This window comes from Sphaerisporangium rhizosphaerae, from assembly GCF_042665155.1.
In the GTDB taxonomy this organism is placed as follows: Bacteria; Actinomycetota; Actinomycetes; order Streptosporangiales; family Streptosporangiaceae; genus Sphaerisporangium; species Sphaerisporangium rhizosphaerae.
Map to the genome: position 1 here is coordinate 47,247 of NZ_JBHTCG010000024.1, position 13,720 is coordinate 60,966.

The 13,720-nt window shown below is 73.2% G+C and carries 14 protein-coding genes; 6 read left to right on the plus strand and 8 right to left on the minus strand.

Features of this window, described 5'->3' with window-relative positions:
• Positions 1 to 85 precede the first annotated feature (85 nt).
• The 3 genes from ACFQSB_RS28275 to ACFQSB_RS28285 form a co-directional block, all read right to left on the minus strand.
• On the minus strand, positions 86 to 670 hold the full coding sequence (locus ACFQSB_RS28275; RefSeq protein ID WP_380829944.1) for a hypothetical protein: 585 nt from the start codon (positions 668 to 670) through the stop codon (positions 86 to 88).
• A gap of 521 nt (positions 671 to 1,191) precedes the next feature.
• Positions 1,192 to 2,268, minus strand: a complete 1,077-nt coding sequence (locus tag ACFQSB_RS28280; RefSeq protein ID WP_380829945.1) for an S-adenosylmethionine:tRNA ribosyltransferase-isomerase — start codon at positions 2,266 to 2,268, stop codon at positions 1,192 to 1,194.
• Entirely contained in the window at positions 2,265 to 3,068 is an 804-nt protein-coding gene (locus tag ACFQSB_RS28285) for an SDR family NAD(P)-dependent oxidoreductase (protein WP_380829946.1), read from the minus strand. The genes ACFQSB_RS28280 and ACFQSB_RS28285 overlap by 4 nt, the downstream gene beginning before the upstream one ends.
• Positions 3,069 to 3,193: 125 nt before the next feature.
• Here ACFQSB_RS28285 and ACFQSB_RS28290 point away from each other — a divergent pair, with 125 nt between their 5' ends.
• Both ACFQSB_RS28290 and ACFQSB_RS28295 read left to right on the plus strand, forming a co-directional pair.
• Positions 3,194 to 4,351, plus strand: a complete 1,158-nt coding sequence (locus ACFQSB_RS28290) for a GAF domain-containing sensor histidine kinase (protein ID WP_380829947.1) — start codon at positions 3,194 to 3,196, stop codon at positions 4,349 to 4,351.
• A 97-nt stretch (positions 4,352 to 4,448) separates the two neighbouring features.
• Entirely contained in the window at positions 4,449 to 5,090 is a 642-nt protein-coding gene (locus ACFQSB_RS28295) for a response regulator (protein WP_380829948.1), read from the plus strand.
• Positions 5,091 to 5,137: 47 nt separating this feature from the next.
• Here ACFQSB_RS28295 and ACFQSB_RS28300 read toward each other — a convergent pair whose 3' ends face one another.
• Positions 5,138 to 5,884: a hypothetical protein gene (locus ACFQSB_RS28300; RefSeq protein ID WP_380829950.1), complete on the minus strand. Its 747-nt coding sequence runs from the start codon at positions 5,882 to 5,884 to the stop codon at positions 5,138 to 5,140.
• A 133-nt stretch (positions 5,885 to 6,017) separates the two neighbouring features.
• Between ACFQSB_RS28300 and ACFQSB_RS28305 the strand changes: the two genes are divergently transcribed.
• From ACFQSB_RS28305 to ACFQSB_RS28320, 4 genes are all read left to right on the plus strand, one after another.
• Positions 6,018 to 6,812, plus strand: a complete 795-nt coding sequence (locus tag ACFQSB_RS28305; RefSeq protein WP_380829951.1) for an ABC transporter ATP-binding protein — start codon at positions 6,018 to 6,020, stop codon at positions 6,810 to 6,812.
• 243 nt (positions 6,813 to 7,055) lie between these two features.
• Positions 7,056 to 8,000: an SPFH domain-containing protein gene (locus ACFQSB_RS28310; RefSeq protein ID WP_380829952.1), complete on the plus strand. Its 945-nt coding sequence runs from the start codon at positions 7,056 to 7,058 to the stop codon at positions 7,998 to 8,000.
• 219 nt (positions 8,001 to 8,219) lie between these two features.
• A complete protein-coding gene (locus ACFQSB_RS28315; protein WP_380829953.1) occupies positions 8,220 to 8,975 on the plus strand; it encodes a sulfite exporter TauE/SafE family protein in 756 nt (251 codons plus the stop codon).
• A 30-nt stretch (positions 8,976 to 9,005) separates the two neighbouring features.
• Positions 9,006 to 9,233 (plus strand): hypothetical protein, encoded by a 228-nt coding sequence (locus tag ACFQSB_RS28320; RefSeq protein WP_354837715.1) that lies wholly within the window; start codon positions 9,006 to 9,008, stop codon positions 9,231 to 9,233.
• Positions 9,234 to 9,257: 24 nt separating this feature from the next.
• Here the strand turns inward: ACFQSB_RS28320 and ACFQSB_RS28325 are convergent, their stop codons facing one another.
• From ACFQSB_RS28325 to ACFQSB_RS28340, 4 genes are all read right to left on the minus strand, one after another.
• Entirely contained in the window at positions 9,258 to 10,202 is a 945-nt protein-coding gene (locus ACFQSB_RS28325) for a Rieske (2Fe-2S) protein (protein ID WP_354923114.1), read from the minus strand.
• 67 nt (positions 10,203 to 10,269) lie between these two features.
• Positions 10,270 to 10,881, minus strand: coding sequence for an HD domain-containing protein (locus ACFQSB_RS28330; protein WP_354837719.1), 612 nt, complete (start codon positions 10,879 to 10,881; stop codon positions 10,270 to 10,272).
• A 61-nt stretch (positions 10,882 to 10,942) separates the two neighbouring features.
• The gene (locus tag ACFQSB_RS28335; RefSeq protein ID WP_380829954.1) at positions 10,943 to 13,186 is read right to left on the minus strand and encodes a molybdopterin-dependent oxidoreductase; all 2,244 of its coding nucleotides are present in this window, start codon (positions 13,184 to 13,186) and stop codon (positions 10,943 to 10,945) included.
• Between the two features lie 62 nt (positions 13,187 to 13,248).
• On the minus strand, positions 13,249 to 13,668 hold the full coding sequence (locus ACFQSB_RS28340; RefSeq protein ID WP_354837723.1) for a Fur family transcriptional regulator: 420 nt from the start codon (positions 13,666 to 13,668) through the stop codon (positions 13,249 to 13,251).
• Positions 13,669 to 13,720 lie beyond the last annotated feature (52 nt).

A 13,720-nucleotide genomic window follows, 5' to 3' on the forward strand; every position in this document is an offset into this window, starting at 1 on the left:
CGCGGTACGGCGCCGTGGCGCTCGTGGACGGGCACGCGGGCCGCGCCGCGCCGGGTCGGCGACCCGGCGCGGGCGGTGCGGGGGATCAGCCGACCTTGGTGGTGGCCTTCTTGGTGAAGTACCAGCTCTTGACGCCGATACGGTCGAGCTCGGCCCGGCTCAGGTCCTCGGCGCCGGTCGGGACGTCGAAGGAGTTGACGCCCAGCTTCGCGGTCACGTTGCCCTTGACGCTCTTCTTCAGCTTGACCTCGATGGTCAGCCAGTCGTGGTCGCCCTTCTCCAGCTCGTAGGGCGACCAGCACCAGAAGCCGTCGGGGTAGAAGTCGCACTCGGTGCCCTTGGGGCCGTCGAAGTACACCGTTCCAGTGCGGCCCTTGGGGAGGGTGCCGCCGAGGAAGTAGGCGTCGGCCACCCAGGGGCCCTTGTTGACCGCCTTGATGGAGTAGACGATCGTCCCGCCGCGCTTGATCTTCTTGGGGCCCTTCACCGTGACGGCGAAGGAGGAGTACGGCTCGGCGGCGCTGGTGCGCGCGGAGGTGTGGGCCGTGACGCCCGAGGCCGTGGTGGCGGACGCGGGGGCGGCGGAGGCCGGGGTGGCGGCGAGCAGCAGGGCGCCCGCGAGCGGGGCGGTCGCGAGCGCGGTCGCGATTTTGCCGAGGGGGTGGCGCATGCACGTCTCCAGAGTCGGGAGAGGACGGGGACGCGCGGCTCCGCGGGACGGGCGCGCGGTCCCCGATGGACACGCGAACCGTCCCTGCGGGCATGCAGGGCATCCCCGCACGCGAAGGTGGGGATCAGGTCCCCCTGGACGGGAGGCCATCCCGTCGCGGAGCGGAGAGCACGGGTTCGCGGATAGATCAGTGGTTCTATCTTGATCGATTGCCGCGTTCCACTTATATCCGTCTTATTTCGATATGGTCACAAAGGGTGCCATTCACGTAGCTGGGCGCTCTGCGCTGTCCGCCGATGCGGTGACGGGAAACCCCTGGTATCGCACACAGGAACACCCGGTTTTGAGCACGAGAACATCGGTGCGGGGTGAGGAACGGCCGGCCGGACGAGGCGGAGACACCGGCACGCGGGTAGGTGACCTCCTGAGCCGCGACACCGGTTCGGCGCCGGAGGAGGCCGAGGCGCATGCCGTCATGGGCATGCGCCTCCTGCGGGGCCAGAGCGATCTCGCGCGTCACCTCAGGGGAACCGGCGCGGCGTGATCATGTGGAGATCGCCGAACTCATGCCACAGATAACCCTCGCGCAGTGCCTCCTCGTACGACCGGGCGAGCAGATCCTCCCCGGCGATGGCCGACAGCATCAGCAGGTGACTGGATCTCGGTTCGTGCAGGCCGGTGATCAGGCCGTCCACCGCCCGCACCCCCGTGGCGGGCGTGACGATGTGCGAGGTCCACCCCTCGGCCGGCCGCACCCCGCCACCCCCCGCGGCCGCCGTCTCGAGTGCTCGCACCACGGTGGTGCCCACCGCGATGACGCGTCCCTCGGCCTGGCCGACCAGGCGGGCGGTCGAGGCCGGGACGGCGAAGCGCTCGGGGTAGGGCGGCTCGTCCTTCTCCGGCGAGGCGACGCCGGTGTGCAGGGTGATGGGAGCGATGACGACGCCCCGGCCGACCAGGGCGGTGACCAGCTCGTGGCTGAACGGCCGCCCGGCGCTCGGCATCTCGGCGCTGCCGGGGCGCACCCCGAAGACCGTCTGGTAGTCCGACAGCGGCCAGTCGTGCCCGACGTAGGAGTAGCGGATCGGCACGCCGTGCGCCCCCAGGTAGGCGGGCACGTCGCGGTCCAGCGTCGCCCGCCACAGCCGGGGCGTCTCGCGCTCCAGCAGGCGAAGCGTGGCGCCGCCGGGCAGCGGCAGCCACTCGCCCGGCTCGCCGCCCCCGTACGGGGCGGTCGTGCCCCGTGTACGGCGCCGCAGTTCCACCAGCCACGAGCCGTCCTCGCGCTCGGTGGAGAAGTGGACGGCCAGCCGGTCGAGCGGCACGGCCGCGGGCAGCGTCGCGGAGTCGTTGACCACCAGCACGTCACCGGGGTCGAGCAGGCGGGGCAGGTCGGTGAAAGCGTGATGGGTGATCGCCCCACCGCCGTTCTCGCCCACCGTACGTGTGATCGCTCCGCCGCCGTTCCCGCCGGTCGTACGGGTGGACGATCCGCCGTCCTTCTCACTGACCATGAGGCGGACGGCATCGCGGGCCAGTCCCCGGGCCTCCGGCGGCTCGTGCGCCTCGCGCACCGGAGGGAGGTCGAAGGCGATCACCGGATCACCCGTCCGCTGCCCGGCCGCCGCTTGACCAGATCGACCAGGAACGGCGCGACGGCGGCCGGGTCGGCCGCCTGCGCGGCCTCCTCCTCGCCGAGGGCGTCCGCGAGCATGCGCGTGCGCATCTCGCCGGGGTCCACCCACCAGACGGCGATGTCCGGTTCCTCGACGGCGAGCACGCTGGACAGGTGGTCCAGCGCCGCCTTGCTCAGGCCGTACCCGCCCCACCCCTCGTAGGCGCCCACCGCCGCGTCGGAGGAGATGTTGACCACCGCGCCCCTGCGCTCGCGCAGCCCCCGCAAGGTGGCCTGGATCAGGGCGAGGGGCGCCACCACGTTGGCGGCCAAGGCGTCGGCGAGCGCGTCCAGAGGGTAGGCGGCCAGCGGGGGCAGCGGGACGGCCCCGAGTGTGCTCGCGTTGTTGACCAGCAGGTCCAGGCCGCCCAGCTCGTGCGCCGCCTCCGCCAGGCGGGCCCGGTGGGCGGGGTCGGTCACGTCGCCCGCGAGCGCGGTGGCGCCGGTCTCCCGGGCGGCCTCGGCGAGGTCGGCGGCGCCGCGGGCGGTGATGACCAGGCGCCACCCCTCGGCGGCCAGGGCGCGGGTCAGGGCCAGTCCGAGCCCCCGCGAGGCTCCGGTGACCAGAGCGGTGCGCGCGCCGGCGCCATCAGCGAGGTCGCCGGGGGCGGAAGCGGGGGCGGGGCCGGGGACGGGGACGGGAGGGGAGACGCGGAGGGCCGGAGCGGAGGTGGCGGTGGTGGTGGAGGGTGGGGGCGCTGGGGTTCGGGGGTCGTCTGCCATGGGGGCGACGTTAGGAAGCGGAGGGCGCGGCGGGCATCGGCCCGGGGACCGGTCCGCGCGCGGGCACATCGGCCTAGGACCATCGACCGAGCCGCGCGGCCCCCGCGTCCCCTTACAGTGTGGGCGTGACGACGGAACCGGTCATTTCCGGCGGCGGCGCAGGTGGCGAGCGGCGCGACGCCGTGCTGCAGGCCGTCAGCTCGGCCGTGCTCGCCGTCACACGGCACCTGTCGGTGCGCGAGGTGCTCCAGGTGATCGTGCGCTCCGCCCGTGAGCTGTTGAACGCCCGGTACGCCGCGCTCGGCGTGCCCGACGACGACGGTTCGTTCGCCGAGTTCGTCGCCGAGGGCGTCAGCGACAAGCAGTGGGAGGCCATCGGCCCGCTGCCGCGCCAGCACGGCATGCTGGCCGCGATGCTCCGCGAGGCCGAGCCGGTGCGCCTGCCCGACATCCGCGAGGATCCCCGGTTCGAGTGGTGGCCGAGCGCCCACCCGGTGCTCAAGGACTTCATCGGGGTGCCGATCCGCGACGGCGACCAGGTGCTCGGCATCATCTTCCTGTCCAACAAGCGCGCGCCGGGCGGGTTCGACCGGCAGGACGAGGAACTGCTCGCGCTCTTCGCCGCGCACGCGGCGATCGCGCTCACCAACGCCCGCCTGTACGAGCGGGGCCGTGAGCTGACGGTGGTGGAGGAGCGCACCCGCATGGCGCACGAGCTGCACGACGCCGTGACCCAGAAGTTGTTCTCGCTGCGGCTCACCGCCCAGGCCGCGGCCTCGCTGGTCAGGGCCGATCCCGAGCGGGCGGCGGCCGAGCTGGACCGGGTGCAGCGGCTGGCCGGGGAGGCGCTCGCGGAGCTGCGCGCGGTGATCGTCGAGCTGCGGCCGGCCGATCTGGACCGCCACGGGCTGGCCGAGACGTTGCGCAAGCACGTGGCCGTGCTCGACCGGCTCCATCCGGTGCGGGTCGCCTTCGCCGCCGACGCGCTCGGCGACCTGCCGCCCGAGACCGAGGTGGCCGTGCTGCGCGTCGCCCAGGAGGCGCTGCACAACGCCCTCCGGCACGCGGAGGCCTCCCAGGTCGAGGTACGCCTGGAGTCCGACGGAACGCGCGTCAGGCTGGCCGTCAGGGACGACGGGCGTGGTCTGCCGGTCGGTTCGCCCCCCTCCCGGGGCCTTGGGCTGGCGTCGATGCGCGACCGGGCCGAGGCGGCCGGGGGGACGCTGACGCTGGAATCACACCCGGACGCCGGCACGACCGTCCGGCTGGAGCTGCCCACGTGAGCCGGTTCCCCTGCCGGCTTGGAGGTGCCCACGTGAGCCGGTACGACCGTCCGGCCGCGGCCGTTCGGGTAGGCCGGGACGGGGCGGGAGGACGGCGGTGATCCGCGTGCTCGTCGCCGACGACCATCCCGTCGTGCGCCAGGGCCTGCGCACCTTCCTCGACCTGCAGGAGGATCTGGAGGTCGTCGGGGAGGCCGCGGACGGAGCCGAGGCGGTGGCCATGGCCGGGGCGCTCACCCCCGACGTGGTGCTGCTCGACCTGAGGATGCCCGTGCTGGACGGGCTGGGCGCGCTGCGCGAGATGGCCGCCCTCGGACTCGGGGCACGGGTGATCGTGCTGACGTCGGTGAGCGACGGGCAGGACGTGGCGCCCGCGATGCGGTCGGGCGCCGCGGGATTCCTCTACAAGGACGTCGAGCCGGCGGCCCTCGCGCAGGCCGTCCGCTCGGTGCACGGCGGCCAGGTGGTGCTGGCGCCCGAGGCGGCCGAGGCCGTCCTCTCCCAGCCCCCGGGCGGCAAGGACCACGGCTCCGCCGCCGGGACGGTCGCGGTGCTGACCGACCGGGAACGGGAGGTGCTCGCGCTGATCGCGTCCGGCCGGTCCAACAGGGAGATCGCCCGGCATCTCGTCGTGGCCGAGAAGACCGTCAAGACCCATGTCTCGAACGTCCTCATGAAGCTCGGCGTGCAGGATCGCACGCAGGCGGCGCTCTACGCCGTGCGTCATGGCCTGGCGTGAGCGTCACCGACGTGCGAGATCGCACTCAGGCCGCTCCACGCCGCGCGTCATGGCCTGGCTTGGGCGTCCCTCTCGTGCCGGGCCTCGACGATGGCGTTGTGGGCGGCCACGCGGGCACGGCGCACGGCGCGGTCGAGGTCGCGCAGGGCCTGTCCGCGGACGGTGACCTGGCCGGCGGTGAGCCCGCGCTCGTCGGCGAGGCGCAGCACCGAGGCCAGCCGCGCCGTGAGCGCGGCCACCCGGTGGGCGCGGGCCGGGTATCCGGGGGCGAGGCCGTCGTCGGCGCCCCCGATCGACGGCTGGCCCCTGCCGGGCCCGTCGACCCCCGACAACGCGTCGGTCGCCGAGCGCATGGCGGAGGTGAGGGCGTGCTCGGCCTCGGCCAGGCCGGGGACGTCCGGCGGGGTGGCCTCGGCCTCCATGGCGGTCCACAGGACGCCGGAGTAGGAGGAGCCGCGGCGGTCGGGCGAGGGGACCAGGCCGAGGCAGCGGTCGCGCAGCACGGCGGTGGCGGCCTGCCCGGCCTCGACGGCGGCCATGGTGAAGGGGAGCGGCCCTGTGAGGCCGAGGGGGTCGCCCGCGACGGGCAGCGACAGGCGCAGGGCGCTGACGCCCTCCGCGCGCAGGTCGGCGAGGAACCGGCGAAGGGGGATCTCGGTCACCACGCCGGAGACGACCTGCGGTCCCGCGGCGCGCTCGAGCCGGTCGACGGCCTCGTCCAGACCGACATGTCCGGCAAGCCAGGCGTTGCCCCATGCGACCAAGGTGGCGGAGATCGGTGAATCGGGGTGCACCGATCCACGATATGCGCTGATGCTGCAATAGGTTTGGTCCGGAGGGACACTGGGCGGGGCGACCCGCCCGGTGAAGCCGGGGCGGTCCCGATCGAGGGGGCGCTCCGGACGATCATGTCAGGAGGTATCCGGGATGGGTGGTCAGGTGCTTCGGCTCCAGGACGTCGCCGTCCGCAGAGATGGCGCGGCCCTGCTGCGGGGCATCGACTGGACCGTCGAGGAGGACGAGCGCTGGGTGGTCATCGGCCCGAACGGCGCGGGGAAGACGACCCTGCTTCAGGTCGCGGCTTCCCTCCTCTATCCGAGCGAGGGGTCGGTCGAGATCCTGGGCGAGCGGCTGGGGCAGACCGACGTCTTCGACCTGCGCCCGCGCATCGGCCTGGCCAGCGCGGCCCTCGCCGAGCGGGTGCCCGGGGACGAGAAGGTCATCGACCTGGTGCTCACCGCGTCCTACGCCATTCTCGGGCGGTGGAACGAGGAGTACGACTCCGGTGACGTCACCCGCGCCGTCGAGCTCATCGACCAGCTCGGGTGCGCCCATCTGATCAGGAGGAAGTTCGGCACGCTGTCGGAGGGCGAGCGCAAGCGCGTGCAGATCGCCCGTGCCCTCATGCCCGACCCCGAGTTGCTGCTGCTCGACGAGCCCGCCGCCGGCCTCGACCTCGGCGGCCGGGAGGACCTCGTGCGCCGGCTGTCGGCGCTGGCCTACGACGCCACCGCCCCGACGATGGTGCTGGTCACCCACCACGTCGAGGAGGTGCCGAGCGGGTTCACCCACGTCCTGCTGCTGCGGCACGGCTCGGTGGTGGCCCAGGGGCCCATCGAGTACGTCATGACCGCCGACAACCTCTCCCGCACCTTCGGCGTGCCGCTGAGCCTCGAGCGCAGCGTGGACGGCCGCTGGTACGCCCGCGCCCTCCCGGGGTGACGGCGAAGCGGCACACGACGGGCCCTCCTTGGGCGATCGGCGAAGCGGCACACGGCGGGCCCTACCGGAGTGATCGACGAAGCGGCACAGAGCGGGCCCTTCCGGGCTGAGCGGCGGAAGCGGCGTACGACGGGCGATTTGTGATTGATACCGACCGCTCCGCGCGGTTCACGACCGCGTAAAGGGAAAACCAAATAGCATTCCGGCCGGGGCTCATCGGTTTCTTCGGGTCGGAGTTGGCTCATGACACAGCTCGTCGTCGCCATGATCGTGGTAGCCATCGCGGGGTTCGCGTTGTACCGCACCATCCGCATCGTCCCCCAGGCGCAGGCGTTCATCATCGAGCGGCTGGGGCGCTACCACCGCACCCTCACTCCGGGCCTGAACATCGTCGTGCCGTTCATCGACGGGGTGAAGACCATGGTGGACCTGCGGGAACAGGTGGTCTCCTTCCCCCCGCAGCCGGTGATCACCTCTGACAACCTCGTGGTGTCGATCGACACCGTCATCTACTTCCAGGTGACCGACCCCAAAGCCGCGACCTACGAGATCGCCAACTTCCTCACCGGCGTCGAGCAGCTCACCGTCACCACCCTGCGCAACGTCGTCGGCGGCATGGACCTCGAGCGCACGCTGACCTCCCGTGAGGAGATCAACTCCGAGCTGCGCGGGGTGCTGGACGAGGCCACCGGCAAGTGGGGCATCCGGGTGAACCGCGTGGAGCTCAAGGCCATCGACCCGCCCGCGTCCATCCAGGACTCGATGGAGAAGCAGATGCGGGCCGACCGCGACAAGCGCGCCTCCATCCTGTCCGCCGAGGGCCAGAAGCAGTCGGCGATCCTGACGGCCGAGGGCGAGCGCCAGGCCGCGGTGCTCAAGGCGCGCGGCGAGGCGGAGGCCGCCGTGCTGCGCGCCCAGGCCGACGCCGAGGCCCAGGCCATGCGGGCCAAGGGCCAGGCGGACGCGATCGCCATGGTGTTCCGCGCCATCCACGAGGGCAATCCCGACCAGCGGCTGCTCGCCTACCAGTACCTCCAGACGCTGCCCGAGATCGCCAAGGGCGACGCGAACAAGGTGTGGATCGTGCCGTCCGAGATGGGCAAGGCTCTGGAGGGCCTGGGCAACCTGTTCGGCCCGGGCAGGGAGGCTCCGGCCGCCAACCGGAACTCGGCCCCCGAGCCCCACTGACCTCGCCGCCCGAGCCCCACTGACCGTCCTCGGCCCGAACCCCACTGACCTCGCCGGTTCAGGCGCGCCGACCTCGCCGGCCCTAGCCGCACTGACCGGCGTCGGCCCGCTCCACGCCGGTGACGCGGCGCTCCGTCCGGGGCGGGCGGTGAGCGGCACGGCGCAGGGTGGGTACGGTTGCCGCCTAACATCGGGCGCAGCCGTACGAAAGGTGGGGTCTTGACTCCGTGGGAGGTCGTCGCGGTCCTGCTGGCCGGGGTCGCGGCGGGAGGCATCAACGCCGTCGTCGGGTCGGGTTCGCTGATCACCTTCCCGACGCTGCTGGCGCTGGGCTATCCGCCGATCGTCGCGAACGTGTCCAACAACGTCGGGCTGGTGGCCGGCGGCGTGACCGGCGTGCTCGGCTACCGGGACGAGCTCAGGGGGCAGCGGCAGCGGCTCCTGCGGCTCGGCGCGGCCTCGGTGCTCGGCTCGCTCGCCGGGGCGCTGCTGCTGCTCCAGTTGCCCGCCAGGGCCTTCCAGGTGATCGTCCCCGTGCTCATCGCACTGGCCTGCGTGCTCGTCGTGGTCCAGCCCAGGCTCAACGCCTGGCTGTCCCAGCGGCAGGGGACCCCGCACCCGCACGGAGGGCCGTGGCTGTGGCTGGGGGTGTTCGGCGCCGGCGTCTACGGCGGGTACTTCGGCGCCGCGCAGGGGGTGGTGCTGATCGGGCTGCTCGGCATCTTCCTGGAGGAGCACCTGCAACGGGTCAACGCGGCCAAGAACATGCTGTCGCTGCTGGTCAACTCCACGGCGGCCGTCGTGTTCGTTCTCATCGCCCCGGTCGACTGGTGGGCGGTGCTGCTGGTGTCGCTGGGCTCCATGCTCGGCGGTTTCCTCGGGGCCAGGGTCGGCCGCCGGCTGCCCGCCCGGGTGCTGCGCGCGGTGATCGTCTGCGTCGGGATCGTCGCGATTATCAAACTGGTGTACGGGTAGCCATTGCCATAAGTGGGTATTTACCTGGTCATGAAGGGTGACCGGGTCGAAATCGTCATAGACGCGGGAGGCAATCCGCGTACCTACGAGATCGTGGCGACGAAGGCCGGCAGGCGCGTCGACGTCGCCACCCGCAGAGGGCTCGTGGAGGTCAGCGAGGTGACCAGGAGCGGCACCCCGGTGCGCACCGCCCGCTTCATGGCCAGCCGCATCCTCGCCCTCGTCGAGCACCCGGCCGCCGACGGCGAGAAGGACTGAGCCGGCCGCGCCGGCTCGCGCGCCTCAGGTCAGCTCGCGCGGGCGCACCTGGACGACGCCGTCGCCCCGCACGTTGACCTCGAACGACGGCTGGGGCGCGGTCGCCGGGCCGTGTACGACCCCGCCGTCCTCCAGCCGGAACGTGCTGCCGTGCCACGGGCACACGACGCAGGGCTCGTCGCCGTCCATGACCAGCCGTCCCTGGTGGAGCGGCCCGGCGAGGTGCGAGCAGCGGTCGGCCAGGACCGTGACGTTGGTCCCGTGGCGCAGCACGAACAACTGGATGTAACCCAGACGGCGTGACACGGGGCGCCCGTCGGGCAGGTCCCACAGCCGGCACAGGTCGTGCCAGCCCAGCGGCACCAGGTGGGTGGTCTGCTCGGCGTGGCTCGGGCCGGCCGCCATGCGGTAGGCCAGGTGCCCGCCGAGGTTGCCGCCGATGCCCGCGGCGCCGAGGCCGGCGAAGGCGAGCGCCCGCGCGGTGCGGTGCCGGCCCGACAGCCGCAGGATCAGCGACCCCGAGTACAGGCCGATGGCGGCCATGTTGACCAGCACGTGGACCAGGCCGACCCGCTGCTGCTCCAGGTGCAGCACCGACCAGTCGGTCAGCCCCGCGGCGGCGGCGGGGACCGCGGCGGCCAGGCCCGTGGCCAGCACGGCCTGCGAGGCGCGGGGGTCCACGTCGATGACGTCGAGCACCGCCGTGGCGGTGAAGCACCCCAGGCTGACGGTGGCCAGCGGAGGGTGGAGAGGATGGCCGGTGGGCACGCCGTGCAGGACGTCCCGCGCCGCGCTTCCCAGCGGCAGTCTGCGCCTGATCAGCTTGGCCAGCGGGACGACGACGCGATCGAGGGCCCGCATGTGCTCGATGCGATCGGTGACCCCCACCGGCAGGGACATCCGCGCCAGCCCCAGGGATCGCCGGAGCGTCCGGCCTCGCGAGTTGATGGACTTCGAAGTTTCCTCCACTTTCGCCCCCTCTCGCCCTTAGGGGGGACCTACCCCCCTTGAGCCGTGGAGAACACCGCGGAGGCGGCTACGCGCGGCCGGGGGCCAGGTGGCCCCGGGCGGCCGACAGTTCGATGATCTCTGTGGCGTAGTCGCCGAGGGCCGGCGAGCCCTCGCGGATGATCTCGACCTTCTCCATCACCTGGTCCACCGTGACGCCGTGGCGCACCCAGCTTCCGCCCTCGTTGTGGTGGTTGGCCATCATCGGGGCGAGCCGGTCGAGCGCCTTGGCGAAGCGCGCCTCCGGCGTGCTCCGGGCCTCGAACTCCTCCCACAGCGCGCGAAGGGTGGCGGTCTGGTCGGCCGGCAGCAACCCGAAGATGCGGTCGGCGGCGGCGCGCTCGGCCTTCTCCTGCACCTCGACCGCCGTCAGGTCGTAGATGAAGGTGTCGCCGGCGTCGATCTCGACGATGTCGTGCACGAGCAGCATGGCGGTGACCCGGCCGAGGTCGGCGCCGGGCGGCGCGTACTCGCCGAAGACCATGGCCAGCATTCCGAGGTACCACGAGTGCTCGGCGTCGTTCTCCCTGCGGGAGCCGTCCATCAAGGTGTTGCGGCGGAGCACGCGCTTCAGTTTGTCGATTTCCACGGCGAAACCGACCTGGGCCAGCAGACGTTCCTTATCGGGCACGGTGGTCACGCGCCACAGCCTATTACCGGGAGCGCCCCGATTCGGCCCGACCCGCGCCGCGCGCCGCGGCTCAGGCGGGCTCCAGCGTGACCGGCACCCCGTTGAACACCGCGTTCCCCGACAGCGGGTCGATGATCGACTCGTCGGTCAGGGTGTTGGCGCTCACGCCGGCGTTCTTGGCCGCGACCAGCTGCGAGGTTCCCGCGTGGCCCCAGCCGTGCGGCAGGCTCACCACCCCGCGCATGATCGTGTCGGTCGGCTCGAGCGGCACGGTGAGCTCGCCCGCCGCCGAGCGGACCACCGCCTGCCCCGACAGGCCCAGCTCGGCGGCGTCGTCCGGGTTGATCTGCAGGGTGCAGCGGTTGGTGCCGCCGACCAGCGGGGCGAGGTTGTGCATCCAGCTGTTGTTGGAGCGCAGGTGCCGCCGGCCGATGAGCACGAAACCCTCCGCCGGCCGGCCGAGCGCCTCGCGCAGCCGCGGGACGTCGGCCAGGATCGCCGGCGGGGCCAGCTCGACCGCGCCGGAGGCGGTGGCGAGGACGCCGGGCAGGCGCGGCGCCAGCGGCCCGAGGTCGATGCCGTGCGGGTGCCGCAGCAGCAGTTCCAGCGACAGGCCGGGCTCCCGCTCCCCGCCGCCTGCTTCGATCACGCCCCGCGCACCGTCCTCCTCGCCGTCGCCGAACGGCTCGCGCCCGCCCCAGTCGCCGTAGGGGCCCAGGCGCAGCATCGCGTCCAGGCGCAGCTCGGCGCCGGTGCCGCCGGTGAGCATGGCGCGCAGCTCGGCGGGGTCACGGCCCTCGACGGGCGAGCCCGCGGCCTCCACCGCCCTGCGGAGCGTCTGGTCCAGGATGAGCTCGTCCAGCGCCGCGGGGTCGGCGTCCGAGCCCTGGCCCGCGGCGATCATGGCGAGCCGGGCGAGGATCTCCGCCTCGGAGGGCCGTCCCGGCTCAAGGGGCAGCACCGGCGGGGAGTAGCGCGCGTAGCCGCGCACGGCGAAGTTCAGCAGCAGGAAGTCGTAGTGCCCCGACTGCATGACCCGCGGCGGCGGCAGGATGACGTGCGCGTGGCGGGTCGTCTCGTTGAGGTAGGGGTCGACGCTGACCATGAAGTCCAGGCCGGCCAGCGCCCGGTCGAGCCGCGCCCCGTTCGGCGCCGACAGCACCGGGTTGCCCGCCACCGTGACCAGGGCGCGCACGCGGCCCTCGCCGGGCGTGTCGATCTCGTCGGCCAGCGTCGCCACCGGCAGCTCGCCGTTGGCCTCGGGCAGGCCCCGCACGCGGCTGTGCCAGCGGCCGGTCGCGTACGGCCGGCGGCGGCGCGGCCCCTCGGTCGCCGGGCGGGGGAACATGGCGCCCCCGGGCCGGTCGAGGTTGCCGGTCAGCGCGTTCACCGCGTCCACCAGCCACTGGGCGAGCGTGCCGAACTCGACGGTGCACGTGCCGATGCGCCCGTACACGGCGGCGGCCGGCGCGGCGGCGAGCTCGCGCGCCAGCCGGACGATCACCTCCGCCGGCACGCCGCACGCGGTGGCGCACGCCTCGGGGGTGAAGGGCGCCATCGCGGCCTCGAACTCGGCGAGCCCGTTCACCGGGACGCCGACCTGCGCCAGGCCCTCGGCGAAGAGGGTGTGCGCGATGCCGGCCAGCAGGAACGCGTCGGCGCCCGGGCGGACGAAGACGTGCTCGTCGGCGAGCGCGGCGGTGCGGGTGCGGCGCGGGTCGACGACCACCAGCCGGCCGCCGCGCCGGCGCAGGGCCTTGAGCCGGCCGGGGAAGTCGGGCGCGGTGCACAGCGAGCCGTTGGACTCCAGCGGGTTGGCGCCCAGCATGAGCAGGTATCCGGTGCGGTCCAGATCGGGTACGGGCACCGTCATCGGGTCGCCGAACATCAGCCCGGCGGAGACGTGCTTGGGCATCTGGTCGGCCGTGCTGGCCGAGTAGACCTGCCGGGTGCCGACGGCGCGGATCAGCGGGGCGGCGTACAGCGCCCCGGCCATGGTGTGGGCGTTGGGGTTGCCGAGGTAGACGGCCCGGGCGGGCCCGGGGACGGCGGCCAGGCCCTGCTCGACGGCCGCGAACGCCTCCTGCCAGCTCGCCTCGCGCCACTCCGTGCCCGTGCGGATCAGCGGCCGGGTGAGGCGGTCGGGGTCCTCGTCCAGCCGGCCGAGGCTCGCGCCCTTCGGGCAGATGAAGCCCTTGCTGAAGGGGTCGGCGTGGTCGCCGCGCACCCCCGTCACGCGCTCGTCGTCGTCCAGTCCGATGGTGAGGCCGCACACGGCCTCGCACAGTGGGCAGGTGCGGTGTGCGGTGCGCACGATGGGCCTCCTGGGTTCGAGGGCTGAACCCATCATTGCCGTCCTCCGCCGCCGGGGGAAGGTCAGACGCCGCTCCGTGCGAGGCAGTCCGGACAGGCGCCCCAGTAGATGACGTCGGCCTCGTCGACGCGGAAGCCCGCGGCGTCGACGGGGTCCAGGCACGGGGCCTCGCCGGTGGCGCAGTCCACGTCGGTCACCGTGCCGCACATGCGGCAGACGAGGTGGTGGTGGTTGTCGCCGACCCTCGCCTCGTAGCGCGCGGGGCTGCCCATGGGCTCGATCTTGTGCAGCAGCCCGGCGCCGTGGAGGGCGTGGAGTCCGTCGTAGATCGCCTGGAGGGAGACGTGGCCGACGCGCGCGCGCACCCGGCGGTAGATGGCGTCCACGTCGAGGTGGTCGCCCTCCCTGACGGTGTGCAGGATCGCGATGCGGGCCGCCGTCACCCGGAGCCCCGCATCGTGTAGCCGCTCGACATCCCCCACGACCTGCACCTTAAGCGGTAAACCTGAATCATTCAAGTAAAGGGACCTTCCC